Annotated in this window: 24 protein-coding genes; 12 read left to right on the plus strand and 12 right to left on the minus strand. The window is 69.1% G+C overall.

Going from position 1 to position 25,649, the window contains the following annotated elements; translation table 11 throughout:
• Window positions 1-214 precede the first annotated feature (214 nt).
• The 6 genes from GGD82_RS07245 to choX all read left to right on the plus strand — a co-directional run bounded on the left by GGD82_RS07245 (window position 215) and on the right by choX (window position 8,053).
• Window positions 215-1,249, plus strand: coding sequence for a GGDEF domain-containing protein (locus tag GGD82_RS07245; protein ID WP_170284255.1), 1,035 nt, complete (start codon window positions 215-217; stop codon window positions 1,247-1,249).
• A 171-nt stretch (window positions 1,250-1,420) separates the two neighbouring features.
• The gene (locus GGD82_RS07250; protein ID WP_221240731.1) at window positions 1,421-3,163 is read left to right on the plus strand and encodes a chloride channel protein; all 1,743 of its coding nucleotides are present in this window, start codon (window positions 1,421-1,423) and stop codon (window positions 3,161-3,163) included.
• Between the two features lie 105 nt (window positions 3,164-3,268).
• On the plus strand, window positions 3,269-3,925 hold the full coding sequence (betI, locus tag GGD82_RS07255) for a transcriptional regulator BetI (protein WP_150062109.1): 657 nt from the start codon (window positions 3,269-3,271) through the stop codon (window positions 3,923-3,925).
• Window positions 3,918-5,390, plus strand: a complete 1,473-nt coding sequence (betB, locus tag GGD82_RS07260; RefSeq protein WP_150062110.1) for a betaine-aldehyde dehydrogenase — start codon at window positions 3,918-3,920, stop codon at window positions 5,388-5,390. The genes betI and betB overlap by 8 nt, the downstream gene beginning before the upstream one ends.
• Complete coding sequence (betA, locus tag GGD82_RS07265; protein ID WP_150062111.1) at window positions 5,390-7,063, plus strand: choline dehydrogenase; 1,674 nt, start codon at window positions 5,390-5,392, stop codon at window positions 7,061-7,063. Before betB ends, betA begins: the two co-directional genes overlap by 1 nt.
• Window positions 7,064-7,105: 42 nt before the next feature.
• Window positions 7,106-8,053 (plus strand): choline ABC transporter substrate-binding protein, encoded by a 948-nt coding sequence (choX, locus tag GGD82_RS07270; RefSeq protein ID WP_150062112.1) that lies wholly within the window; start codon window positions 7,106-7,108, stop codon window positions 8,051-8,053.
• Between the two features lie 73 nt (window positions 8,054-8,126).
• Here choX and GGD82_RS07275 read toward each other — a convergent pair whose 3' ends face one another.
• Window positions 8,127-9,755 carry an OpgD/OpgG family glucan biosynthesis protein gene (locus GGD82_RS07275; protein WP_150062113.1) on the minus strand — a complete coding sequence of 543 codons (1,629 nt, stop codon included), beginning with the start codon at window positions 9,753-9,755 and terminating at the stop codon, window positions 8,127-8,129.
• A gap of 110 nt (window positions 9,756-9,865) precedes the next feature.
• Between GGD82_RS07275 and GGD82_RS07280 the strand changes: the two genes are divergently transcribed.
• Window positions 9,866-10,687: a LysR substrate-binding domain-containing protein gene (locus GGD82_RS07280; RefSeq protein WP_184013247.1), complete on the plus strand. Its 822-nt coding sequence runs from the start codon at window positions 9,866-9,868 to the stop codon at window positions 10,685-10,687.
• A 55-nt stretch (window positions 10,688-10,742) separates the two neighbouring features.
• Here the strand turns inward: GGD82_RS07280 and fabG are convergent, their stop codons facing one another.
• The 5 genes from fabG to GGD82_RS07305 form a co-directional block, all read right to left on the minus strand.
• Entirely contained in the window at window positions 10,743-11,522 is a 780-nt protein-coding gene (gene fabG, locus GGD82_RS07285; RefSeq protein WP_150062115.1) for a 3-oxoacyl-ACP reductase FabG, read from the minus strand.
• Window positions 11,523-11,553: 31 nt separating this feature from the next.
• On the minus strand, window positions 11,554-12,360 hold the full coding sequence (locus tag GGD82_RS07290; protein ID WP_150062116.1) for an ABC transporter permease: 807 nt from the start codon (window positions 12,358-12,360) through the stop codon (window positions 11,554-11,556).
• Window positions 12,360-13,214, minus strand: a complete 855-nt coding sequence (locus GGD82_RS07295; RefSeq protein ID WP_150062117.1) for an ABC transporter permease — start codon at window positions 13,212-13,214, stop codon at window positions 12,360-12,362. The genes GGD82_RS07290 and GGD82_RS07295 overlap by 1 nt, the downstream gene beginning before the upstream one ends.
• A gap of 24 nt (window positions 13,215-13,238) precedes the next feature.
• Window positions 13,239-14,321 carry an ABC transporter ATP-binding protein gene (locus GGD82_RS07300; protein WP_150062118.1) on the minus strand — a complete coding sequence of 361 codons (1,083 nt, stop codon included), beginning with the start codon at window positions 14,319-14,321 and terminating at the stop codon, window positions 13,239-13,241.
• 101 nt (window positions 14,322-14,422) lie between these two features.
• On the minus strand, window positions 14,423-15,565 hold the full coding sequence (locus GGD82_RS07305; protein ID WP_170284256.1) for an ABC transporter substrate-binding protein: 1,143 nt from the start codon (window positions 15,563-15,565) through the stop codon (window positions 14,423-14,425).
• Between the two features lie 247 nt (window positions 15,566-15,812).
• On the opposite strand from GGD82_RS07305, the gene GGD82_RS07310 reads away from it, so the two are divergent.
• Together GGD82_RS07310 and GGD82_RS07315 are read left to right on the plus strand one after the other, a co-directional pair.
• Window positions 15,813-16,808 (plus strand): phosphotransferase enzyme family protein, encoded by a 996-nt coding sequence (locus GGD82_RS07310; protein ID WP_150062119.1) that lies wholly within the window; start codon window positions 15,813-15,815, stop codon window positions 16,806-16,808.
• Window positions 16,809-16,904: 96 nt separating this feature from the next.
• Window positions 16,905-18,257, plus strand: a complete 1,353-nt coding sequence (locus GGD82_RS07315; protein ID WP_150062120.1) for an aspartate aminotransferase family protein — start codon at window positions 16,905-16,907, stop codon at window positions 18,255-18,257.
• Window positions 18,258-18,315: 58 nt separating this feature from the next.
• Here GGD82_RS07315 and GGD82_RS07320 read toward each other — a convergent pair whose 3' ends face one another.
• Window positions 18,316-19,155 (minus strand): DeoR/GlpR family DNA-binding transcription regulator, encoded by an 840-nt coding sequence (locus GGD82_RS07320; protein WP_211364752.1) that lies wholly within the window; start codon window positions 19,153-19,155, stop codon window positions 18,316-18,318.
• Between the two features lie 107 nt (window positions 19,156-19,262).
• Here GGD82_RS07320 and GGD82_RS07325 point away from each other — a divergent pair, with 107 nt between their 5' ends.
• Window positions 19,263-19,940: a cysteine hydrolase family protein gene (locus tag GGD82_RS07325; protein WP_150062121.1), complete on the plus strand. Its 678-nt coding sequence runs from the start codon at window positions 19,263-19,265 to the stop codon at window positions 19,938-19,940.
• Window positions 19,941-19,972: 32 nt separating this feature from the next.
• On the opposite strand, the gene GGD82_RS07330 is transcribed toward GGD82_RS07325, so the two are convergent.
• Both GGD82_RS07330 and rsmI read right to left on the minus strand, forming a co-directional pair.
• Complete coding sequence (locus GGD82_RS07330) at window positions 19,973-20,371, minus strand: YraN family protein (RefSeq protein ID WP_150062122.1); 399 nt, start codon at window positions 20,369-20,371, stop codon at window positions 19,973-19,975.
• Window positions 20,371-21,285, minus strand: coding sequence for a 16S rRNA (cytidine(1402)-2'-O)-methyltransferase (gene rsmI / locus GGD82_RS07335; RefSeq protein WP_150062123.1), 915 nt, complete (start codon window positions 21,283-21,285; stop codon window positions 20,371-20,373). The genes GGD82_RS07330 and rsmI overlap by 1 nt, the downstream gene beginning before the upstream one ends.
• A gap of 266 nt (window positions 21,286-21,551) precedes the next feature.
• Between rsmI and GGD82_RS07340 the strand changes: the two genes are divergently transcribed.
• Window positions 21,552-22,649, plus strand: coding sequence for a penicillin-binding protein activator (locus GGD82_RS07340; protein WP_170284257.1), 1,098 nt, complete (start codon window positions 21,552-21,554; stop codon window positions 22,647-22,649).
• A gap of 148 nt (window positions 22,650-22,797) precedes the next feature.
• A complete protein-coding gene (locus GGD82_RS07345; protein WP_170284258.1) occupies window positions 22,798-22,938 on the plus strand; it encodes a hypothetical protein in 141 nt (46 codons plus the stop codon).
• Window positions 22,939-22,977: 39 nt separating this feature from the next.
• Here the strand turns inward: GGD82_RS07345 and modD are convergent, their stop codons facing one another.
• The 3 genes from modD to modB are packed head-to-tail and all read right to left on the minus strand — an operon-like array spanning window position 22,978 to window position 25,639.
• Window positions 22,978-23,823 (minus strand): ModD protein, encoded by an 846-nt coding sequence (gene modD, locus GGD82_RS07350; protein ID WP_150062125.1) that lies wholly within the window; start codon window positions 23,821-23,823, stop codon window positions 22,978-22,980.
• The gene (modC, locus tag GGD82_RS07355) at window positions 23,820-24,965 is read right to left on the minus strand and encodes a molybdenum ABC transporter ATP-binding protein (RefSeq protein WP_150062126.1); all 1,146 of its coding nucleotides are present in this window, start codon (window positions 24,963-24,965) and stop codon (window positions 23,820-23,822) included. The genes modD and modC overlap by 4 nt, the downstream gene beginning before the upstream one ends.
• Window positions 24,962-25,639, minus strand: coding sequence for a molybdate ABC transporter permease subunit (gene modB / locus GGD82_RS07360; protein WP_246163830.1), 678 nt, complete (start codon window positions 25,637-25,639; stop codon window positions 24,962-24,964). The genes modC and modB overlap by 4 nt, the downstream gene beginning before the upstream one ends.
• Window positions 25,640-25,649 lie beyond the last annotated feature (10 nt).

The following is a 25,649-nucleotide window of genomic DNA, read 5'->3' on the forward strand; positions in this document are numbered from 1 at the left end:
CAACGGCCGAGGCACCTATGGGCAACACGGGGCGCGAGAGGAGAATCCTGGCCTGTTCGTCGCATGCGTGCTTGGGTGGACGCTGGGAGTTAGTGTATCCCTGAGTGGAGCCCTCTAGGGTCTGAACCGGACCATTTGGCCGTGTTTGCGTCAGAGGCTCTAGAAATCCAGGGCGGCATTTCGCCGGGACGGCACAATGGAATTTGCGGAGACCATGAGCCAAGCCCAGGATGCGGCGAAAAAGGCCATGGATACTATGGCCCACTATCGGGTCGTCCCGACGCCAAATAATTTCGCCATCTGGTACTTGCATCACAGCCAAAGACTGCCGGCGCTGAGCCGCGAAATCGAGGCCCTGGTTCAAGGGGGCTCGGATTTCGGTCCGGCGGTCGTGCGGGGATTGCACGAGTCGTTCGTGAGCCAAGCCGGGGAAAGCAAGACACTGGCGGTGGCCAGCGTGCGCATCGAGCGCACGCTGGAACAGCTTTTGCGCATGATCTCGGTCACCAACAAAGGCACGGAAAGCTACGGGGCGACGCTGGAGGATTTGTCCGAGCGGGCCGAGCGGGCCGAGGGGGCGAACAGCGAGCCCCTGCGCGATTTCATGGCGTCCGTCGTCGTCGAAACACAGAAAATGCTGTGCCTGAACCGGAAGATGGGTGCGGAGCTGACGGAATCGGCGCAAACGATTACGCAGTTGCGCGAAGATCTAGACCGGGTTCAGTCCGAAGCCCGCACCGACGCGCTGACCGGGATTCCCAACCGCAAGGTCTTCGACGCCGCCTTGCGAGACGCCTCGAACACGGCGACCACCACCGGGGCACCGCTCTGCCTGCTCATGATGGACATCGATCTGTTCAAGCGCTTCAACGACACGCACGGCCACCCGATGGGCGATCAGGTCCTGAAACTGGTGGCGCGGACGATCGGAAGTCGGGCGCGTCCGAACGATACGGTGGCGCGTTACGGCGGCGAGGAGTTCGCGGCCGTGCTGCCCGACACGTCCCTGGATGAGGCCGTCGCCGTGGCCGATTCCGTCCGCATGACGGTGGCCAGCAAGCGCATCACGAACCGCCGATCCAGGCGCGAACTGGGGCGTATCACACTGTCCATCGGCGTGGCCGAATATGTGGCCGGGGAATCCGTGGGCGACATGGTGCAGCGGGCGGACCGCGCGTTGTATACCGCCAAGCGTTTGGGCCGTAATCAGGTCGTCTCTCAAAACGAAGTGGATGCCGAGGCGCGTTGACCCGGGATCCCACGGTGATGCTGGGTCCGGCGGGCGGGCCGGCCGTGCCTTTGCCGCCCGCCCTGGGAGTCCCGTGTTCCGATGCCGCGTTCCCGTCCCCACGCCCTTCGCTTCGCCCGCCACTTCTCCCGGGTATTGATCGGTCGAGCCGCGCGGTTGAATCCGCGCAGTATGGTGAACAATGACTGGCTGCTGGTCTCGCTGCTGGCGGTGGTCGTCGGGGGCCTGACCGGCTGCGGTATCATTGTGTTCCGCGAGGGGATCGTCCTCCTGGAGGGGCTGAGCTACGGTGGCGATATCCACTACCTCGCCAGTACGGTCGCGCTCTTGCCCTGGTGGGCGGTCATGCTGCCGCCGGTGCTGGGCGGCCTTGTGGTCGGTTTGTGGCACCGGCTGACCATGCCCACCGGGCGGCCGGAAAACGTTTCGCACGTGGTCGAGGCCGCCGTGCTGCGCGGGGGCCGCATGCCCGTGCGTCGAGGGCTGGCGTCGGCGGTGGGCGCGATGCTGTCCCTGGGCTTCGGGGCCTCGGTCGGGCGCGAAGGGCCGGCGGTGCATCTGGGCGCGACCCTGGGCGCGTGGCTGGCGCGGACGTTTCACTTCGGGCGCGGGGTGTCGCGCACGCTGCTGGGGTGCGGGGCCGCCGCCGCCGTGGCGGCCTCGTTCAACGCCCCGATCGCCGGCGCCCTGTTCGCGCATGAGGTCGTTGTCGGCCATTACGCGGCCAGCGCCTTTGCGCCCGTGGTCATGTCCAGCCTGGCCGGCACCATCGTGTCCCGCCTGTGGTTCGGGGCCGAGCCCGCGTTTGCCCTGACGCTCGGCCTGAACCTGACCAGCTTTTTCGGGTTTCCGGTGTTCATCATCCTGGGCGTCGTGTGCGGGCTGGTCGCGGCGGTCTTCATGACATCGCTGGTCCTGACCGATTGGGCGACGCGCCGGTCGGGTGTGCCGCCGTGGCTGCGCCCGGCCATCGCCGGGCTGGGGTTGGGCGGGATCGCCATGGCCTACCCGGAGGTGCTCGGCGTCGGCTACGAGGTGACGACGCAGTCGCTGGCCGGGGGCCTGTCGTTCGACCAGGCTGTGCCGATCGCGGCGGCCAAGATTGTCGCGACCGTTCTGTGCCTCGGCTTCGGGTTCGGTGGCGGTGTGTTCAGCCCGTCTCTGACGATCGGGGCCGTGATCGGCGCGGCGGTGGGTGCGCTGGCCACGGCGGCGGCGCCCGCGGCCTTGTCGTCCGGCCCCGGCGCCTATGCGCTGGTTGGGATGGGGGCCATGGCGGCGGCGGTGCTGGGCGCGCCGATCTCGACCTGTCTGATCGTGTTCGAGATGACGGCCAATTATCCTCTGACCCTTGGGGTGATGGCGGCGGTCGTTGTGGCGACGGTGGTCTCGCAGGGCCTCACCGGGCATCGCTCGCTGTTTCATTGGCAGCTGAGTCGGCGCGGCCTTGATGTGGATCGGGACCGCGAACGGCAGATGATGCGCGAGATCCGGGTTCAGTCGGTCGTCACGCCCAATCCGCCCACCGTGCCGCCCGACGCCGGGACGGCGGCGATCGCCGCCGCCTTCCGGGATCACGGCGGGGAAAAGCTGTTCGTGGTGGACGGCGCGGGGCGGTTGCTTGGGTCCATTGCCTTGCCCGACGTCATGGCGGTGCTGATGGAGCGCGCGCCGGAGACCCACCCGACCGCCATGGACCTTGCGCTGACCGAGCCGCCGGCGCTGGCGCTGCTCGAGACGCTCAGCGAGGCCATCGATGCGATCGAGGCGTCGGGGGAGAGCCAGATGGCGGTGGTGCGCGACCGGGCGACCATGCGCCTCGTCGGCGTGGTGCACGAGCGCGACCTGATGCGGACCTATGCCGGAACCCTGGGGCGGCTGCGGGCCGAGGAACGGGGCGATCCCGATCACTGACCGGGTGACGGATATGGGGATGGGGCGGCGCGCCAAGCCGCCCCCTTTTTTGTGTCCCCCATTTTTTGTTTGTATGAACAATCAAAAAATGGGAGGGTCCCGGGCATGGGACGCCCAAGCCTGAAAGACCAGCGCCGCCTCGACCTGATCCGGGCGTGCATCCAGTCGATCCACGAGGACGGGCCGGAAGGGGCCAGCCTTGCCCGCATCGCCGGGCGGGCCAACCTGACCGCCGGCATCGTGGGCCACTACTTCGCCGACAAGGCGGAGCTGATGGAGGCGACCATGCGCTTCCTCGGCCGCGAACTCGGCCGGGAGACGGCGCAGCGCCTGAGCGCGGCGGCGACCCCGCGCGAGCGGGTCCTCGCGGTCATCGACGCCAACCTGAGTCCCGAGCAGTTCCGCCCCGACACCAGCGCGGTCTGGCTGGCGTTCTGGGGCCGGGTCAACCACAGCCCCCGGCTCGGGCACCTGCAACGGATCAACACGGCGCGGCTGCACAGCAATCTTCGTCATGCCCTGCGTCAGGCGCTTCCCGGCCAGGACGACGCGGTCCGGCGCATCACGCTGGGTCTGTCCACGCTGATCGACGGGTTGTGGCTCCGCGCCGCGCTGGACAACGGCGGTATCGATCCGGCCGAAACGCGGGCCCTGGCTGCCCACTACCTGTCCACCGCCTTGCGCGAGGCCGAGGCCGAAGAGCGGCCCGCCGTCGCGCAAGAGCGCGCCCCGAACTCCGACCGTGAGTCCGTCCATGACTGACATCCCCCGCCCGCTGTTCATCGGCGGCGCCCTGCGCGCCGCGACGTCCGGCGAGACCTTCGCCACCCATAATCCGTACTCCGGGGAGGTTCTGGCCCATGTCCAGGTTGCCTCCGCCGAGGACGTGGATGCCGCCGTCACCGCCGCTGCCCAGGGCCAACGGGTCTGGGCCGCCATGAGCGGCGCCGAACGTGGCCGTGTTCTGATGCGGGCCGCGCTGGGCATCCGCGCACGCCGCGACGAGATCGCCCGCCTGGAAAGCCTGGACGGCGGCAAGCCGATCCAGGAGACGCCCGAAGCGGATGTGGACTCCGGCGCTGACTGCCTGGAGTACTTCGCCAGCCTGGCGCCGACCATCGGTGGTGAATGCCAGGCGCTGGGCGAGGGCGGGGACGCGCCCTGGTTCTACACCCGGCGCGAGCCGCTGGGCGTGGTCGGCGGCATCGGGGCCTGGAACTACCCGTTTCAGATTGCCTGCTGGAAGGCCGCGCCCGCGCTGGCCGCCGGCAACGCCATGGTGTTCAAGCCGGCCGAACAGACGCCGCTGTCCGTCTATATCCTCGCCGAGGTGCTGAGCGAGGCCGGGCTACCGGATGGCGTGTTCAACGTCGTGCAGGGGGGCGCGCGGGTGGGCCGAATGCTCACGGCGCACCCGGGCATCGCCAAGATCTCCTTCACCGGCGAGGTCGGCACCGGCAAGGCCGTGATGGCCGACAGTGCCGCCACCCTGAAGACCGTGACGCTGGAGCTGGGCGGAAAGTCGCCGCTGCTGATCTTCGAGGACGCCGACCTGGACGACGCCGTCTCCGCCGCGATTCTGGCCAACTTCTACACCCAGGGGCAGATCTGCACCAACGGCACCCGGGTGTTCGTCCACGCCGACGTGATGGACGATGTGCTGGCGCGGCTGGTGGCGCGGGCGGAGGCCATCACGCTCGGCGATCCGCTCGACCCGGCCACGCAGATGGGGCCGTTGATCTCCCCCGAACACCATGCCTCGGTGTTGGCGCACATCAAACGCGCCAAGGCCGACGGCGCCACACTGGTGACCGGGGGCGGGGCGCCCGACGACCCGGCCCTGGCGGGCAAGCCGTTCGTGCGGCCCACGGTGTTCCGCACCGAGGATGACGGGTTGGCCCTGTGCCGTCAGGAGATTTTCGGTCCGGTCATGACCGTGCTGCCGTTCCGGGACGAAGACGAGGTCCTCGCCCGCGCCAACAGCCTGCCGGTCGGGCTGGCCGGGGGGGTCATGACCCGCGACATGACCCGCGCGCACCGCGTCGCCGCACGCCTGGAGGCGGGCGTGGTGTGGATCAACACGTACAATATCACCCCGGTCGAGATGCCCTTCGGCGGCGTCAAGCAGTCCGGGCTGGGGCGCGAAAACGGTCGTGCGGCGCTGGAGCACGTCACCCGGATCAAGAGCGTCTATGTCGAACCCGGCCATGTGGAGGCCCCGTACTGATGCCCGCCCTGAAACGATCCTATGACTACATCATCGTCGGCGCCGGCTCGGCGGGCTGCGTTCTCGCCAACCGTTTGACCGAGGATCCCTCGGTGTCGGTGCTTCTGATCGAGGCCGGCAAGCGCGACTGGAGCCTCTATATCCACATGCCCGCGACCTTTGCGTGGCCGCTGAAGACGGACACCTACAACTGGTCTTACACGACCGAACCCGAGCCGCATGTGAACAACCGGCGCATGTACCAGCCGCGCGGCAAGGTCTGGGGTGGCTCCAGCTCGGTCAACGGCATGGTCTATATTCGCGGTCACGCGTTGGACTACGACCGCTGGGCGGAGGAAACGGGCGATCCGGCGTGGGACTATGGGCACTGCCTGCCGTACTTCAAGGCCTGCGAAGACTTTCCGCAGGTCGGCCCCAACCCCTATCACGGTGTCGGCGGGCCGCTGAAGGTGACGCGCGGCACCCGCTGGACGCCGCTGTACGATGCCTTCATCGAGGCCGGGCAGCAGGCCGGCTACCGCAAGACCGACGACCTGAACGGCGAGAGCCAGGAGGGCTTCGGCCCCATGGACATGACCGTGGGCAAGGGGCGCCGGTCATCCACGGCCATGGGCTATCTGCGCCCGGCGTTGAAGCGGCACAACTTGACCTTCATCGACCGCACGCTGGTCAGCCGGGTTCTGACCGAGGGCCGGCAGGTCGTGGGCGTGGCCATGAAGGGGCCGCACGGCGAGCATCAGCCGCGCGCGAGCCGCGAGGTCATCCTGGCTGGGGGCGCTTTCAACTCGCCGCACCTGCTGATGCTGTCCGGCATTGGCGATCCGGACGACTTGCAGAGTCACGGCATCGACGTGGTGTCGCCCCTGAAGGGCGTCGGCGCCAACCTCCAGGACCACCCGGAGGTCTATGTCCAGTACAAATGTAAGACCACGCAGACACTGTACGGCGTGCTGAAGCCATGGAATCAGGCGCAGATCGGCCTGGAATGGCTGACCAAGGGCACCGGTCCGGGCGCCACCAACCACTTCGAGGCCGGCGGCTTCATCCGGTCCGAGGCCGGGGTCAAGCATCCGAACCTGCAATACCACTTCCTGCCGGTGGCGGCGTCCTACGACGGCAGTGGCATGCAGAAGGTGCACGGCTATCAGGCCCATGTGGGTCCGATGCGGCCGGAAAGCCGGGGCTGGGTCAAGCTGCGCTCCGCCAACCCCACGGACAAGGTGCGCGTCCAGTTCAACTACTTTTCCACCGAGCGTGATCGCCGCGAGATGCGGGATTCGATCAAGCTGACGCGCGAGGTGATGAACCAGCCCGCGTTTGCGCCGTTCAACGACGGCGAACTGGCCCCGGGCCCCGATGTTCGCACGGATGCCGAGATCGACGCTTGGGTGCGCGACCTTGTCGAAAGCGCGTATCATCCCTCCTGCACCTGCGCCATGGGACCGGAAGCGGACCCGATGGCGGTGGTCTCGTCGGAGGGGCGGGTCCACGGCGTCGACGGTCTGCGGGTGGTCGATGCCTCCATCATGCCCAGTATCGTTTCGGGCAACCTCAACGCGCCGACCATTATGCTGGCGGAGAAGCTGGCCGATGTGATCCGGGAGCGGCCGCCATTGGCGGCGGAGACCGCGCCGGTCTCCCTCGTGGACGGCTGGGAGACACGGCAGCGTTAGGCGCGCCCCCGATTACGCGATGGACACATCAGGGAGAAAGTTATGACACCGATCAAAACCACCTTTGCCGGCGCGGTTGCGCTGGGCGCGCTGGCAACCGGCCCGGCGTTCGCCGAGGTTCCCGAATCCTGCCGCACGGTGCGGCTGGCGGAGGTCGGCTGGACCGATATCCAGGCCACCACCGGGGTTGCGAGCACGCTGCTGGACGCCCTGGGCTACACCACCGACGTGAAGGTCACCAGCGTTCCGCTCACATTCATCGGGCTGGAGCAGGGCGACATCGACGTGTTCCTGGGCCTGTGGATGCCCTCGATGGCCGGCATGGTGGAGGATCGCCTGGAAAGCGGCGCGATCGAGCAGGTCCGGGCCAACCTGGAGGGCGCCAAGTACACCCTCGTGGTGCCGAAGTACGCCGCCGACGCCGGCGTGACCGATCTGGCGGACCTGGATGCGCACAAGGACCAGTTCGGCAGCAAGATCTATGGTATCGAGCCGGGCAACGACGGCAACCAGCTGATCCAGGACATCATCGACGCCGATGCGTTCGGCCTGGGCGACTGGGACCTGGTGGAAAGCTCTGAGGCCGGGATGCTGTTGCAGGCGAGCGGGGCCTGGAAGGCTGAGGAGTGGATCGTGTTCCTGGGTTGGGCGCCCCATCCCATGAACACCAAGATGGACATCGTCTATCTGACCGGCGGCGACGCCTATTTCGGCCCGAATCAGGGCGGGGCCACGGTCTACACCCTGACCCGCGACGGTCTGTCCGACACGTGCTCCAACCTTGGCACCATGCTGAACAATCTGGCGTTCACGGTGGAGATGGAAAACATCCTGATGGCCGGCATCCTGGACCACGGTGAAACAGCGGAATCGGCCGCCACCAAGTTCATCAAGGCCAATCCGGCGCTGCTCGACACCTGGCTGGACGGTGTGACGACCGTGGACGGCGCGCCGGGCGCGCCGGCGGTCAAGGCGGCGCTCGGGCTGTAAGACCTGGGTGTCCGGCACGGGGCGGGCTGGCCGATAAGGTCCCCCGCCGCCGTGATCCGAAACAGGGCAGGCTTTATCGCGCCGGGAACAAGGCCGCCGCGTCGAACTGCCCGGCCCAGGTTTCTGTCAGCGGCTCGCCGTTGAGCGCCAGATACAGGCGCACCTCGGCGATTGTGTCCGCCGGAATCTTCAGATCGAAGAAGGCGCGCCAGACATTGCCGCCCGGAACGGGTTCGACGTGGGTGCGCACGATCTCGCCCGCGCTGGTCGAGACGACGACCTCCGGCATGACGCCGTACGGAATACGGGTCAGGACCTCCGGCCGGTCGAATTCGACCGCGATTTTGTAGACGCCGTCCGGGCGGGGCAGGCCCGGTTGCCCGCCCCGGCCATAGCGCGTGGAGACGACCTGCGCCACGGTCTCGGCCGGGTAGGGGGTGCTGTCCCGCCAGTGCATGCGGTAGCGCAGGCGGTACGACGCCCCGGCGCGCGCCGGACCCTCGGGCACCCAGAACGCGCCGATGTTGTCGTGAATCTCGTCGTTGGTGGGAATCTCCAGAAGCTGGATCGCCCCCCGGCCCAACGGGGCCAGCGGCTCCACCCACAGGCTCGGCCGCCGGTCGTAGAACACGCCGTCGCGGTAGTGGTCGAACTCCCGGTCCCGCTGCATCAGGCCGAAGCCGCGCGGGTTCTCCGCCCCGAACGCCGACACGCGGGTCGCGGTGGGGTTGTTGAGCGGGCGCCAGATCCGCTCCCCATCGGCCAGCCAGAGGGCGAGACCGTCACTGTCGTGGACCTCCGGCCGCCAGTCGAACGGCCGTTCGCGCCCGTTCTCGCCGAACCAGAACATGGAGGTCACCGGCATTAGGCACAGGCGGGCGACGTCCTGACGCAGGAACAGGCTGGCCTCGACGTCGATGGTCACACCTTGGGTGCGGTCGGTGCCGCGCCGCGCCGTGAAGCGGTAGGCGCCGGTGATCGAGGGGCCGTCCAGCCGCGCGCAGACGACCACCGGGGCCTCCGGGTCGGTCTGCTCGGCGATGTAGAAGGCGGTGAAGCTCGGGAACTCCTCCGGCGTGTCCGGCAGGGCGGGGTTGATCGCCACGCCGCGCGCCGACAGCCCGTATTGGCCGGACGCGCCGATGGCCCGCAGGTAGGACGCGCCGAGGAACGCCAGCCAGTCCTGGCTCCGCCAGTCATCCGATCCGGACCATTCCTGGAAACGGAACCCGGCAAAACCCGAGTCCGGCGGGAGCCGGCGTGCCGGGCTGTCGGCTGGCATGTCGAACAGGTCCGGGCTGTATGTCACCTCCGTCGCCATGCCGTCGCGCACGATGTGCATCCGCACGGCGGACTGGAAGTATTGGCCCAGATGGAAGAACGTCACCGGATAGGCGCCGTCGGTGGCAAACGGCGCCTTGTCGGTGCGGAACTTGATCGCGCCCCAGGTGGCATAGTCAATGGTCGCGGTGATGTCCGGGCGCGGACGCGGCGGCGCCACGTAGGGCCGTTTCGCGGCCACCTCGGCCTCCAGGATCAGGGCGTCATAGGAGAAAGGCTGCGTCGCCAGCCCCGACGGGTCGCCGCTCGCGGGGGGGGGGCTAGGTTCGGTTTGTCCGAGGGCGGTGCGCAGCGGGGTCAGCGCGGCCAGAGTGGTCAGGGCAGCGCTATGGCCCAGAAGGGCGCGACGGTTCAGAAGCATAGGGGGTCTCTGTGGGGAAGGAAGGCGGACGGGCCCGTCCGCGCCAATCTGTGGAACCCCACTATACTCGATCCCTTGGATGGCGAAAAAAGGGCGGGTGTAAGGCGCGGGTGAGCCATCCGGTCCAGCGGCGGAGACGGGCGGGCGCCGGGGTGGGCCGCACGCAGTCGGCCATCAGCATGCAGGTGAAGCGACTGGAGGAGATCGTGGGCGTTGCCATGTTCGCGCGGACGCGCACCACGGTCGACCTGACCCCGGCCGGTGAGACACTGCTGGGGTACGCTCTGCGGCTGCTGCGCTTGAACGACGAGGCGCTGGCCCGGCTGCACGAGCCGGAGGCGAACGGCCTCGTCCGTATCGGCGCGCCGGACGACTACACCTCCGTTCTGTTGCCCCCGGTGCTGGCCGCATTCTCCAAGGCATACCCGCTGATCCAGGTGGAGGTGACCTGCGAGTCCAGCCAGGATCTGCCGCCGCTGCTGAACGAAGGCCGGATTGATCTGGCCCTGGCATCGCATGCGCCGGACTCGCCCGTGGGCGCGGCGATCCGGCATGAGCCCCTGCACTGGGTGGCCGCACCGGATTTCACGTGCGAGCCGGATGCCATTCTGCCCGTGGTCGCCGCGCCCCAGGGCTGCGTGTGCCGCGCCCAGGCCCTCCAGGCCCTGGATTCGATCGGTCGGCCGTGGCGTATGGCCTACACCACCCGCAGTCTCGCCCTCATCCAGTCGGCGGTGTCGGCGGGGCTGGGCGTTGCGGCGCTGGAGGCCGCGACCATTGCCGAGCCCCTGGTGGTGCTGGATGGCCGCCCGGGTTTTCCGCCGCTGCCCGGTGTCGTGATCGGCCTGCACAGCCCCCCGGGGCGCCGCAACCGCGCCGTCGATCTGGCTGCGGACCACATCGCACGGGGCCTTGGCATGGCGCAGGGGTGATGGTCGGCCCGGGCCGGGGCTTCTGTCAGGCCGCCATGCGCGCGCCCCGCCGCCCTCAGATCTCGGCCAGGGCTTCCAGGGATTCCGGCAGGATCTGGCCACCGTCCACGACGATCTGTTGGCCGGTGATGTATCCGGCCTCATCGGAGGCGAAGAACAACGCGGCGTTGGCGATGTCCTCGACGGAGCCGAGCCGCTTCAGCGGGATCGATGCCGCCATGGTCGCCAGATAGTCCTCGCCCAGGTCCTGAAGCCCCTCGGTGACGATGTTGCCCGGCATGACGGCGTTGATGGTGGTGCCGTAGCGCGACAGCTCCATGGCGGCGGTCTTGAGGAACCCAAGCTGGCCTGCCTTCGACGCGCCGTAGTGCGTCCAGCCCGGGAAGCCGGTCACCGGTCCCGTGATCGACGAGGTCACGACGACCCGGCCCTTGCCGGCCGCCGCGAACACGGGGATGCAGGCCTTCACGGCCAGGAAGGTGCTTTTCAGGTTAGTGTTGAGGACGTGATCCCACTCGGCCGGGTCCATATCGATCATCTTGGCCTGCGGGAAGATGCCGGCGTTGGAACACAGGATGTCCACGCCACCGAAGGCCTCCACGGTGGTCGCGACCATTGCCTCGACCTGCTCCCAGTCGGAGACATCGCACAGGGTCATCTCGGCGGTGCCGCCGGCGGCGCGGATCTCCTCGACCGTTTCGGCGGCGGCGGCTTCGCCGCGCGCCACCACCATGACCTTGGCGCCGTTGGCGGCGAACACGCGGGCGATGCCCTTGCCGATGCCTTTCGAGGCGCCGGTGACGATGCAGCTCCGTCCGGCGATGCTGGTCAACATGGGAAGTCCTCCGTCACGTCTGAAGAAAGGGTCAGGCCTGGGGCGTGCGGCGCCACATCCGTACGATCGACGGCGCGATCAGGGCCACGGCGAGCAACGCCGCCGAACCGGCCACCGTCAGGATTCCGACCGTCGGCACCAGCGGCGAATAGCCGGAGACCATCTTGGCGTAGAGCCATTCGGGCAGGGTCGAGTCCGCGCCGGTCGTGAACAGCGACAGCGGGAAGTTGCCCCAGCTCAGCAGGAAGGCGAACAGGCCGGCCGACACCACTCCGGGCATGAGCAGTGGGATGGTGATCTCGCGCAGGATCTGCAGCGTCGAACAGCCCATGTCGCGCGCCGCTTCCTCCAGCGTCGGATCGAAGCTGTAGGCCCGGATGGCGATGATCAGGGTGGCGATGGGTGAGATCCACACCAGATGCGCCACCACGGCGGTGTGCCAGGACGGCACAATATCGACGGCGTTGAACCACATCAGTAGCGCGAGGCCGAGCACGGTCTGCGGGAAGAAGATCGGCAACAGGATCAGCTTTTGGAACAGACCGCGGAAGCGCCAGTGGTAGCGGGCGAACGCCAGCGCGCCGAAGAACCCGACCACCATGCTGACCACCGTGACGATGCCGGCGACCTTGAGCGAGATCAGCAGCAGGTCGCGCACGGTGTCGCTGGCCAGGGCCTCGGCGTACCAGCCGGTGTCGTAGCGGCGGATCGGGAAGCTCAGATACCGCGATTTGGACACCGAGGCGAAGCCCACCGCCACCAAGGGCAGATACAGGAACGCCAGGGTGAGGATGCCATAGGCCAGCAGGCCGGCGCGGGTCAGGCGGGTCGGGTTCATCAGCGGCGCCTCCCCATGATGGCATCCAGGTCGATACGGCTGACACCCACAATGGCGATGCTGCCGATGATGGCGATCAGGACCATGGCGAGCGCCGATCCCAGCGGCCAGTTCTGGCCGTAGGTGAACGCGGTTTCCACATCGTCGGCGATGACGATCACGGCTTGTCCGCCCAGGAGCTTCGATTCCGCGATGGCGCCGGCGGCGAGCACGAAGGTCAGCAGGCCGCCGACCACGATGCCCGGCGCGGCCAGAGGCAGGTCGATCTCCCACAGCACGCGGCGGCGGCTCGCACCCAGGTCATACGCGGCTTGCCGGGCGTCGTCCGGGATCATGGCGATGCCCTGCGCCAGCGGGAACAGCATGAACGGCAGGTAGACGTAGACCAGCCCGAAGATGATGACCGGCACGTTGTACAGCAGGCCGTCGAAGCCGGTGCCGAACCAGGCGCGCAGGTGCCCCTCGATCAGGCCGCCCTTCATCAGCGTCAGCACCCAGCCGAACAGGCGGATGTTCTCCGACACGAACAGGCTCAGCACCACGCCGATGGTCAGCACCAGGGTGAAGCGGCGATAGACCTTCGCCATCGCATAGGCCAGCGGCCAGCAGATCAGGAACAGGATTACGGTGGCGACCAGGGCCATGCCCAGCGCCCAGGCGACCGAGGTCCAATACCCCTGGCGGATCACCTCCACATAGGCGGAGAAATCGGGCTGGTGCCACAGGTCGAACACCTTTTCCGGCATGATGGAAAAGGCCGCGACCACCACAAGCGGCGCCAGGAACGTCAGTCCCAGCAGAAGCAGCATGGGGGTCGCGCACAGGGCGCCAAGGCGGCGGTCGAGACGTTCCATTGCGGGCCTCCTCTCCTTCCGCCGCTATTCGCCGCGAATGACGTGGCAGTGGTCGATCGCCCAGCCCAGGGTGACCGTATCCCCGATGGCGCCGCCGAAGCGCTCGTCGCGTTGGGTCTCCACCGTCAGGCGTTGGCCGTCCTCGGCCTCGATTTCGTATTGGAACCGGGAGCCCAGATTGAACTCGTTCAGCACGCGGCCGCGCACGCTCAGGTCGGGTTCGGTTTCGGTCCCCGCGCCAACGAACCCGATGTATTCAGGCCGGACCATCAGCGTGGCCGGATCGCCGGCGACCAGACCGAAACGCGCGGTGGCGCGGGGGGGCAGGGTGAAGCTCCCGGCGGAGGCTGCGCCCGACTCCTCAACGGTCAACGGGAACAGGTTCACCTCGCCCATGAACTCGGCGACGAAGCGGCTGACCGGCCGGTTGTAGATGTCGTCGGCGGGGGCGATCTGCTCGAACTTGCCGGCGCGCATGATGGCGATGCGGTCGGACATGGCCATCGCTTCCTCAAGACTGTGCGTAATGTACACGAACGTCTTGCCGGTGCGGGCGTGCAGGTCCTTCAGTTCCTTTTCGAGCGTCTTGCGCAGGCGGTAGTCCAGCGCGGACAGGGGCTCGTCGAAGAACAGGATCTCGGGATCGAAGGCGAGGGCGCGGGCCAGGGCCACGCGCTGACGCTCGCCGCCGGAGCATTGGTGAATGCGCTTGCCGTGGTAGCTGCGGGGCAGGCGCAGCAGGTCCAGAAGCTCCAGGGCGCGGGCGGTGCGTTCGGCCGGTTTCATGCCCCGGATTTTCAGCGGAAACTCGATGTTCTGGCCCACCGTCATGTGCGGGAACAGGGCCAGCGACTGGAACACCATGCAGGTCGGCCGCTGGTTGGCCGGCACGGTGTCGATGCGCTGGCCGCGCAGCCAGATGGTGCCGTCGGTCGGCTCGTCCATGCCCACGAACAGGCGGATCAGGGTGGTCTTGCCGCTGCCCGACGGTCCGACGATGGCCAGGAACTCGCCGTCGTGGACCTTGAGATCGATGCTGTGCAGGGCGGTGAAGTCGCCGAACCGTTTGTACAGGCCGGCAATCTGGAGAATGACGTTCTGATTCATCGACGCTCGGGTCCGGGATGGGGGCGTGGGGCCGGGGGGCCGGATCGGGCCCGCCGGACGGGCGCCCTGCGGCTCCCCTCCGGCGGACGGGATGCGGACGATCAGGACCGCTTGGCCACGTTGTAGATTTTCGACAGCGCATCGTACGACGCGACGACGTCGTATTCGACCGAGCGGTCCATTTCCTCGGCCAGCGTGTCCCACTGGATGGCGTCCAACTCGTCTGCGTCCCAGAGCTTGAACACGTCCGGATCGCCCATCTGGGCCACCGGGTTGTAGGTGCCTTCGGCGAAGCCGACGGCCTTGCAGATCTCGGGCTTCTGGACGAACTCCAGGAAGTCGGGGGCCAGCGCGCTCGGGTCGGGGTTGTTGACCAGCGAGGTCAACTCGATCCAGACCACGCCGCCCTTGCCGTCGATCGGGCCGGAGTTCGGCGTGACGGCGCGGATGTTGGTCAGGCCGTCCAGGCGGGCCGGGCTCGCCGTGTAGGTGCCGCCGGTGAAATAGGCGTCGATCTCGCCGTTGATGAGCGCGGTGTTCATGGCGACCAGATCGTCGGAGCGCAGCTTGGCGCCGCTAAAGATCGTCTCCGCGACCTCCTTGAATTTTGCCATGCCGGCGTCGTCCAGGGGCTTGAACGGGTTCAGATCCCCGGTCAGGCACATATGCATGATGTTCCAGTTGTCGTACGTCAGGATGCCGTAGCGGTCCTTCATGGCCGGATCCAGGAACAGCTTCCAGCCCTGGTCCTCGGCCGTCGCGCGGCTGATCTTGTCGGTGTTCACGACGAAGGAGAACGGCCCATAGCGCTGCGGCATGCCGATCAGCTCGCCGTCGTCGGCGAAGGCGAGCGGGTAGGGCCCCTGGAACTCCGGCGCCATGTGGTCGAAGTACGGCAGGAAGCGCTCCTTATCGAGCGGCTTGATGAGGCCCTCGGGATAGAGCTGGCCCTTGGCCCAGGGCTGGTTGACGTTGATGAGGTCCCAGACGTTGACCTCGCCCGCGCGCAGCTTGTTGATCATGTCGGGGTCGGAGGTGCCGCTTTCCGCGCGCACCGTGGCGTCCGGGTGAAGGTCGCGGAACGGGCCGAGGACATCGTCGGTGTTGTAACCCTCCCAGCACAGGACGTTCAGGCGGTCCGTACGCATGGCGGCGTGGGCGCGGCGCAGGGGGCCCATGGCGGTCAGGCCCGCAGCGGCGGCGGACCCGGCGGTGAAGGCGCGTCGGGACAGTCTCAGGCTCATGACGGTGGTTCTCCTGATGCGGCGGACGTCGAAGGATCGTCGGTACGTCCCTACAGTAGGGGGGGCGCACAGGGGGGTATACCCGCGCGCCATACCGTTCCGTGGGCGACCCAACGTCGGGGTCCTGTCTCGATTGATATGCTTCCCCCAAAACGACTGAAGGCGCAACACAAAAATGTTGTAAGTCCCACAAAACGGCGCTAGCGTACCGCCATCATCGCGGAATCATTGAGGAGCAGGGCCAGCCATGGCGGGACTCTATAGTGATGCGTTCATTGAAACCCTCCGCCAGGGGGCGCAAAGCTTGGTCGGCGCCTGGGGCCTATCGCCCCGGACCGAGGTCGCGCTGCTGACCATCTCGGAGAACGCCACCTTTCTCGCCACCGACCCGGAGCGCGGGGCGCGCATGGTCCTGCGGGTGCACCGGCCCGGCTACCACACGCGGGCGGAAATCGAATCGGAACTGGTTTGGATCGCCGACCTGCGCGCCAAGGGCGTCGTGGAGACGCCCGAGCCGTTGCCGATGGTGGGCGGTGGGCATATCGCGTCCTTCGACCACGACGGCGGTCATCGCGAGGTGGTGGCCTTCTCCTTCATGAGCGGAGCCGAGCCCTCGCCGGACGCCGATCTGACCGAGGGCTTCCACGCCCTGGGGGCCATCAGCGCGCGCCTGCACGACCACACGCGCACGTGGGCGCAGCCCCCCGGCTTCATCCGCAAGACGTGGACGTGGGACACCATGCTCGGCCCGACTCCGCATTGGGGGGACTGGCGCGCCGCGCTCGGCCTGACGCCGGACGGCGCCGCCGTGCTGGAGCGGGTGAGCAACGACCTGCGGGCGCGGCTGGCGGCCTACGGCACCGGTCCGGATCGGTTCGGTCTGGTGCACGCGGACCTGCGGCTGGCCAACCTGCTGGTGGAGGGTGATCGCCTTGGGGTGATCGACTTCGACGACTGCGGGTTCGGCTGGTTCGGCTACGACTTCGCGGCGGCCATCAGCTTCCTGGAGCACGAGCCCTACATCCCGGCGCTGCAACAGGCCTGGGTCGACGGCTATCGCACCGTGGCGGCGTTGCCGGAGGAAGAGGAGGCCATGTTGCCGACCTTCGTGATGCTGCGCCGCCTGCTGCTGACCGCCTGGATCGCCAGTCACTCCGAGACCCCGACCGCTCAGGAGCTGGGTACGGGCTACACCGACGGCACGGTGATGCTGGCGGAGCGGTTTCTCGAAACGGCGCGCTGAATCATCCGGTCAAACGATGCGGAAAAAGACCCGGTCGTTACGACGATCACGGTGAATAAGGCTCGGTCGGTGGGCCGCAGCGGGAGCAGGACAGTCATGGAACCGAACGTCAGGACACCTCGGGCGCGCCCGATCCTGGACATGAACGCCTACGATGCAGCGGGAGCCGCCGCCGGACCGGCCGGATCCCTGCTGGCGCGGCGACAGGCCAACATCGGCGCGGCGTCGGTGCTGTTCTACCGCGAGCCGATCGAGATGGTGAGCGCGCGCGGCTGCTGGATGGAGGCGGCGGACGGCCGCCGCTACCTGGACTTCTACAACAACGTGCCTTCGGTCGGGCATGCGCACCCCCATGTGGTGGAGGCGATCGCCCGGCAGGTGTCGGTGCTCAACATCCACACCCGCTATCTGAACCGCTGGACCGAGGACTATCTGGACCGCCTGAAAGCAACCCTTCCGGCGGCGCTGTCGAACGTGGTGCTGACCTGCACCGGCAGCGAGGCCAATGATCTCGCCATGCGAATCGCGACGGAGGCCACGGGGGGCCAGGGGTTCGTTGTGACGGAGGCGGCGTATCACGGCAACACGCTGGCCGTGACGGGGATCTCGCCCTCGGCCCTGAAACGCGGCGCGCTGCCCACGACGGTGGAAACGGTGCCCGCGCCCGGTTCGGCCGCCTACGGCAACGACGTGGCGGGCGGGTTCCGCGCCGCCGTCGAGGGCGCGGTTCAACGGCTCGCGGGGCGTGGCGTGGCGCCGGCGGCGCTGATCTGCGATTCGATCTTTTCCAGCGACGGTGTGTTCGCCGATCCGCCCGGGTTCCTCGCGCCGGCGGCCCAGGCCATCCGGGCGGCGGGCGGCCTGTTCATCGCCGACGAGGTGCAACCCGGGTTCGCGCGCACCGGCGCGGCCTTCTGGGGCTTCGCCCGCCATGCGGTCACGCCGGACATCGTGACCATGGGCAAGCCGATGGCCAACGGCTACCCCATGGGCGGGGTCGCGGCGTCGCCCGATCTGGTTGCGCGGTTCTGCGAGACGGTCGGCTACTTCAACACCTTCGGCGGCAATCCGGTGGCGGCCGCGGCGGGCCTCGCCGTACTCGACGTCATGGAGGCCGAGGGCCTGCAAGAGAACGCGCGCGTCGTGGGCGTGCATGTCCTCGATCGCTTGCGGGCACTGAGCGCGCAGGACCCCCGCATCACCGGGGTCCGGGGCGCCGGCCTGTTCATCGGTGTGGACCTGTGCCGTCCTGGGGATCCGGGCCAGCCGGACCCTGAACTGACGACGACGGTCATCAACGGTCTGCGGGATCGGTGTGTGCTGATCGGCGCGGCGGGACGCTACGGCCATACCCTGAAGGTGCGGCCGCCCCTGTGCCTGACTCGCGAGGAAGGAGACCTGTTCGTCGATGCCCTGGCCGATACCCTGGCGTCCCAGCCGCCCGCGTAATGCGGCGCCCGCTTTCCCGGGGCGCGCGCGGCGCGGCCGGGAGGTGATGCGCCCGGCGTCAGGCGGACGCGGACGTCTGGGACGCGGACGTGCTGAGCGGTCCGCCCGAGGCTGCGGCGGGCGCGGTTTCGGTGGTCTCGGCGTTCACGCTGGTGCCGGCGTTGGCGATGGCCTGCGCCAGGGTGCCCCGGGGCGCGGTCTCGGTCACCAGGGCGTCGATGCTCTCCCAGGTGGCATAGATCGCGGGAAACGTCTGGTCGAACTTGGACGAGTCGGCCACCACCATGGTCCGGGCCGCGCGACGGTTCATGGCGGCGTAGACCTCCGCCGCCTCAATCAGCGCGTCGCTGGCGCCGTCTTCCTTCAGGCCGCTGGCCCCCAGAATCGCCCAATCCGCCCGATATCCCTCCAGGAACCGCAGGGTCTGCGCACCGTGCATCGCGCCCTCGCGGGCATCGTAGACGCCGGGCGCCATCAGCACCGTGATCGTCGGGTTCAGGGACAGCACCGTGGCGACGCCGAACGAGTGCGTCAGCACCGTCACGTTGTTCATCTGAAAGGCGATACGCCGCGCGACATGCACCGTGGTGGCACCGGACCCCAGCATGATGTGCTTGGCCTCGGCCAACAGCGGCACCGCCAGCCGCGCGATGGCCTCGCGTTGCGGGACCAGCAGGGCGTGCCGCTCATTGAGGCCGGGTTCCAGCGACAGACGCCGGACCGCCCCGCCGTAGGTGCGGCTGATGTGCCCTTGCCGGGTCAGTTCATCCAGGTCCCGCCGAACCGTTTCCGTGGAGACGTCAAGACGCTCCGCCAGGTCACCGACCCGGAGCGTCGGCTGAGTGCTCAGCGCATCGATGATGCGGCGCTGGCGCGTGGCTTTTTTCCGACTCACCATGCCGGGAACGGTACCCCATTGCCGGCCCGTGCACCAGCCGAACCGCCGGCCCAATGCCCGGGCCTGGTCCCCCCTATCGCCCCGTTTCGGACAAAGGACTCTGTGCCATGGCCTGGACCTGGAAGACCGCCTACCGCTCGTTCTACTACGCCACCGCGCCGGAGCCGGACGATATCGCGCTGGACCCGGCCACCACGGCGGTGCTGGTGATCGACATCCAGAATACCTATGTCGCCGAGCCCGAGGACCCGGAGGAGGCCGCACGCTGGCGGCCGTTCCTGGACCGCATGCGTGATGTGGTGATCCCGAACACCGTGGCCCTGGCGGCAGACGCCCGGGCGCGCGGGGTCGAGGTGCTGTTTGCGCGCATCGCCTGCCAGACGCAGGACGGCCGCGACCGCTCCCTGAGCCAGAAGAAGCCGGGCTTCAACAACCTGCTGCTGCCCAAGGATGGGGAAGCCAGCCAGCTTGTGCCCGACCTTCAGCCCCAGGGCGACGAGATCACGGTGCTGAAGACCACGGACTCGGCGCTCACCGGCACGAATTTGCGGCTGATCCTGCACAATCTCGGCATTCGCACCGTGATCTGCGCCGGCATCTTTACGGATCAGTGCGTCTCGTCGACCGTGCGCAGCCTCGCGGACGAAAGCTTCGACGTGCTGATCGTGGACGACTGCTGTGCCGCCGCGACCGACGACCTCCATCGTCACGAGTTGGAGGTCCTGAACATGATCTACGGTCACGTCGTGCGTTTGGAGGATATCGCGGGCTTTTTCGCCGCTTAAAGGAGCGGTGGCTGAGGACGGCGCGTTCGCCGCTACGCCTCCGGCCGCCATGCGTCGGGCAGGTGGGCGGGCGGCCGGTCGGGCACCACGGTGACCACGTCGAATCGGACCCCGGCGGCGGCGTGCTCCGGATGGGTGGCCAGCCAGCCCTCGGCGGCGACCGCCAAGCGGCAGCGCTGGGCGGGGGTGACGGCCTCCAGCGCGGCGGTGAGGGTCGGGCGGGCCTTGACCTCGACGAACGCCACAACGGGCTCCGCGCCCGTCGGGTCGAGCGCCACGAGATCGATTTCCCCGGCACCGTCGCCGCGTCGCCCCCGCGCCCGGCGGTCGAGAATCCGCCAGCCGCGCGCCTCCAGCCAGGCGGCGGCGGTGGTCTCGGCGTCGCGCCCCGCCTGTTCCGCGCCGCGTCGGTCGGCGGGGGCGCGGGCCATCAGGCGTTGTCCTCCTGGCTGAGGGTCAAGGCGCGCTGGTAGAGGTCCCGTCGGGCGACTCCGGTGTCGGCCGCCACCTGCGCCGCCGCGTCCTTTGTGCCCAACCCCTCGGCGAACGCGGCGCGCAGGCGTGCATCCAGGGCCCCGGGCGAGCGGTCGGGGCCTATCGCTTCCGGATTCGGCGGCCCCACGACGATCACGACCTCGCCCTTCGGCGGCCCCATCTCGGCGTAATGCTGCGCCAGAGCGGTCAGGGACTCGCGCCGGATCTCCTCGTACAGCTTGGTCAGTTCGCGGCACACGGCGGCCGGGCGGTCGCCCAACACGTCCGCCAGTGCGACCAGCGTGTCGGGCAGGCGGCGGGCGCTTTCGAACAGGATTAGGGTTGCGGGGATGGGCGCCAACTCGGCGATGAACGTGCGGCGCGCCGCGTCCTTGGGCGGCGGGAAACCGGCGTACAGGAACCGGTCGCTCGGCAGGCCGGAGGCCACCAGAGCCGCCAGGGGCGCGGAGGCGCCCGGGATCGGGATCACGGCGTGGCCGGCCTCGATGGCGGCGGTGGTCAGCTTGTAGCCCGGATCATTGACCAGCGGAGTCCCCGCGTCGGAGACCAGGGCGACCGCCTGTCCTTCGGCCAACCGAGACAGCAGTGCGGGCCGTTGCCGGGCCGCGTTGTGCTCGTGATAGGGCAGCCGCGGCGTGCGGATGCCCAGCCGGGCCATGAGGGAACCGGTGGTCCGGGTGTCCTCGCAGGCGATGACATCGGCGGCCTTGAGGACCTCCAGCGCCCGCAGGGTGATGTCGCCGGCGTTGCCGATCGGGGTGGCGACGACGTACAGCCCCGGCGCGAGGTTCGGTCTCTCGGGCGGGGTCGGTTTACTTGACGAGTCGGCGTGGCTAGGCTGGGGCGCCATGATTGGGGGTCCGGGGCTGGAGTCGGGCCGGGCCGGTCGCCGGACACCGAAAGGGCCGGCGGCGACCGTGAAGCAGGGAAGGAGAACACCCGGTGACGTCAGGTGCGTTTCGAGGACGGTCGCGGCACCGTCTCGGTCTGGTGGGCCTCGTGGCCCTCGTCGGGCTGACGTTGGCCGCGTGCGCTCAGGTTTCGGGTCCGCCGCCGCGCGCGTCAAGCCCCCCGCCGTCGTCCATGACGCCGAGCCGGCCGGCGCCGACCGCGCCGATGACCCCGGCGCCGGACACACCGTTCACCGGCATGGCGGGCCAGGGCCTGGGCGTGTCGCCGGACGGGCTGGTGCGTGTCGGGCTGCTGGTGCCGCTGTCGGGGCCGGCGGCTCCCATCGGCCAGGGGCTGTTGAACGCGGCGCAGATGGCGGCGTTCGACGCGGCCGACGATCGGTTCGTGCTGCAACCCTATGACACCGGGGGCAGCCCGAACGGCGCGGCGGCGGCGGCGCAGCAAGCCCTGTCCCAGGGGGCGCAAGTGCTGCTTGGCCCGCTGTTCTCGGGCAGCACTCGGGCGGTCGGGCCGGTCGCGGCCCGGGCGGGCGTCAATGTGGTCGCCTTCACCACCGACGCCAGCGCGGCCGGCGGCAACGTGTACGTGATGGGCTATCTGGTCGACGATCAGGTCGACCGGGTCGTGCGCTTCGCCCTGGGCGAGGGTCGCAGCCGGTTCGGCGCGCTCGTCCCCAACGAGACCTACGGACAGGTGGCGACCAATGCCCTGCGACGGCAGGTTTCGGCGCGCGGCGGCCAGCTCGTCTCGGTGCAGACGTACGCGCCGGACAATCCGGACCTGCGGGAACCGGCGCGCGCCTTGTCGGGGGCCGATGCCATCCTGATCCCGGACGCGGGCGACGGCCTGCGCGCGGCGGTCAACGGGTTGGCTTATGTCGATATCGATGCGCCGCGCACCCGCTACATGGGGACGATGCTGTGGGACGATCCGGGGCTGTGGCGCGAAAGTGCGCTGGCCGGCGGCATCTTCCCCGCGCCGCCGCGCGACAGCGTGCGCCGGTTCGAGGAGCGCTATAAGTCCGGGTTCGGCACCCCGCCGCCCGACCTCGCGGTGCTGGGCTACGATGCCACGGCGCTGGCGGCCGTGCTGGCGCGCCAGGGGGGCGGTCCGCGCTTCGACCGCGCCACGCTGACCAGCGCGGCCGGCTTCGGCGGCGCCGCCGGCATCTTCCGGTTCCGAGCGGACGGCACGGTGGAACGCGGCCTCGCGGTGATGGAGGTCCAGTCCAACGGCACCGTGGCGGAAATCTCGCCCGCGCCGCTGTCGTTCAGTGGTGGCGGTTCCGGCGCGGGGTTCTGACCGGACCGGAGATAGCGTGCGGCGGAGGCCAGGACGCGGACGACGAGGCCGGGTCATGGCCGCTCTGCCTGGTACCGGGCCTCTTGATCCGGCGCGGGGGCGCCCTGACATCCAGGGATGGACCTCACCCCGGATCGGAGGCGCGACCATGCTCAAGGGCACCGACTACCTGATGCTGGAACTGGCGCTGTACGCTGCGGCCGCCGTCTACGCCCTCTATCGCCATCGTATTCTGGTGCGGGAGGTGGAGGCGAGCGCGGCGGCCCAGCGGGATACGCCGGACGCGTGATCGGGGGACGCGTGATCGGGCGCCTCCGGTCCTGTCCCTTCACGCGGCCGTGATGACCACGCCGACGTCGGCGGGGGGCGCGGTGTAGGGCGCGGAGGTCACCAGGATGCGCGCCCCGGCCCGGACGTAGTCCGCCGCGTTGGCCGCGTTCACGCCGCCAGCGGCCGCGATGCGGGCCGGGCTGGCCGGGGATAGGCGGGCCAGCACGTCGGCGACCGCGTCGGGCGTGAACTTTTCCAGTTGCAGCACGTCCGCGCCGTGGCGGGCGGCCGCGAGGGCCTCGTCCACGCTCTTGACCTCGACGACGATGCTCCGTTCCGGGCAGGCGTGGCGCAGGGTGGCGATCTGTCCGCCCAGGGCTTCGGGGCCGCCGCCGACCGCCCGATGTTCAGGAAACAGCAGCACCGTGTCGGACAGTCCGGTGCGATGCAGACTGGCCCGGCCGGCGAGCACCGCCTTGGCGGACAGCACGCGGGTGCCGGGCACGGACTTGCGGGTGCAGGCCACCACGGTGTCCGGCCGGACGGCGCGGGCGGCGTCCACGATGGCGCGGGCCCGCGTGGCGACGCCGGAGGACCACTCCATCAGGGTCTGCGCCACCTTCCAGCCGAGCAGCAGCGCCTCGGCCGGCCCTTCGGCGGCGAGAATCGGGGCATCCGCCTCCAGGCGGTCGCCGCTGACGGCATGACGGGTGACCGTCGCGCCGACCAGTTCGAGCAGCCGCGCGGACTCCTCCACACCGCACAGGACCATCGGGTCGCGCGCGGCCGCCGTCAGGCGGGCCGGCACCGTGTTCAGGTCGAGCGCCCGTGTCGTCAGATCGCCGTACGGGGCATCCTCGCGCAGCAGCGCCCACAGGCTGGCATCGTCCAGAACGGGCCTCATCGGGAGTCTCCTGTGTGTGTCGTGGGGGGCTCGGGTGCGGGCCGGTCGACCAGGGCGACGCCCTTGACCATGGCGTGCACCGTCTGGCCGGCGGCGAGCCCCAGCATATCCCAGGACTTGCGCGTAATGCGCGCCAGAAGCGGCGCGCCCGTCCCATCGTGACCCAGAAGCAGAAACACCGTGACCAGATGCGCGCCGGTCGGTTCGGCCCCGATGATCCGCACGGGCAGCACGTTCAGGATACTGGAGTCGGCGGCGGCCGGCGGCTGGCGGCTCAGGCTCACGTCGTTGGCGACAATGCGCAGACGGTGGCGCGTGCCGACGGCGCCGGCGTCCGCGGGCACGATCAGGCGCCCGCCCGGAACGGCGACGGTGGCGAGGCCGTAGGCCGAGTCGTGCTCCACCACTTCGGCGTCGAGCACCTCGGCGGCTTCGGGCAGACGGGCAAGCGGCAGGGCCGGGTCCGCCATCAGCGCCGACAGCGGCCCCACGGCCTCGGCACGGCCATGGTCCATCAGCACCAGGGTGTCGGCCAGCCGCTCCACTTCGGCGATGTCGTGGCTGACGTACAGCACCGGAATGTCGAGGCGGTCGTGCAGCGTTTCCAGATACGGCAGGATCTCGTCCTTGCTGAACCGGTCGAGCGCGGAGAGCGGCTCGTCCATCAGCAGCAGGCGTGGTTGCGACAGCAGGGCGCGGCCGATGGCGACGCGCTGGCGCTCCCCACCGGACAGAACGGCGGTCGGCCTGTCGAGCAGGCGCGCCAGCCCGAGCAGATCCACCACATCGTCGAAGGCGACCGGTCGGGCGCCGTTGCGGGTGCGCCGCTGCCCGTAGCGCAGGTTGTTCGGTACCGACAAATGGGGAAACAGGCTGGCTTCCTGGAACACATAGCCGATCGGGCGGCGGTGCGGGGGCACGAAGCGTGCGCCGTCCTGCCAGACGTCGGCGCCGATTCGCAGCACACCGTCGTTCAGGCGGGTCAGGCCGGCCATGCAGCGCAGCACGGTGGTCTTGCCGCAGCCGGAGGGTCCGAACAACGCGGTGACGCCGGTCGCGGGCACCTCGAACCGGGCGTTGAGATCAAACGTGCCAAGGCGGCCGGTGAAGCCGGCCGTGATGCGGTCGGGGCGGGGAGTCATCGCGGGGACCACCCCAGCCGCTTCTCGATCAGGCGCATGGCCAGCAGGACGGTGAACGAAAACCCGAGCATGCCGCCGGCCAGGATATGCGCCTGCGTCCATTGGAGCGTCTCGACGTAGTCATATATGGCGATGGACAGGACCTTGGTCTCGCCGGGAATGTTGCCGCCGATCATCAGGACCACACCGAATTCGCCGACGGTGTGGGCGAAGCCCAGGACCGCGCCGGCCAGGAACCCCGGCCGCGCGAGCGGGACGGCGACGGTCCAGAATGCGTTCCAGGGCGAGGCGCGCAGGGTCGCGGCGACCTCCAGGGGGCGGTCGCCGAAGGCCTCGAAGGCGTTGCGGATCGGCTGCACGGCAAAGGGCAGGGAATAAACGACGGAGGCCAACACCAGCCCCTCGAACGTGAACGGCAGGCCCTGCCCGAACACGGCGATGACCCCCTGTCCGAGCGGGCTGTTGGGGCTGAAGGCGATCAGCAGGTAGAAGCCGAGAACGGTGGGCGGGAGCACGAGGGGGAGGGTGACCACCGCGCCGATGATCTCCTTCCAGGCCGACCGGCTGCGCGCCAGCCACCACGCGATCGGCGTGGCCACCACCAGAAGAAGGACCGTCGCGATTCCGGCCAAGGTGATGGTCAGAACGACCGGGTCCCACATATCCCCCGCCACCACGGTTTCC

Source organism: Roseospira marina, from assembly GCF_014197855.1.
GTDB classification, from domain to species: domain Bacteria; phylum Pseudomonadota; class Alphaproteobacteria; order Rhodospirillales; family Rhodospirillaceae; genus Rhodospira; species Rhodospira marina.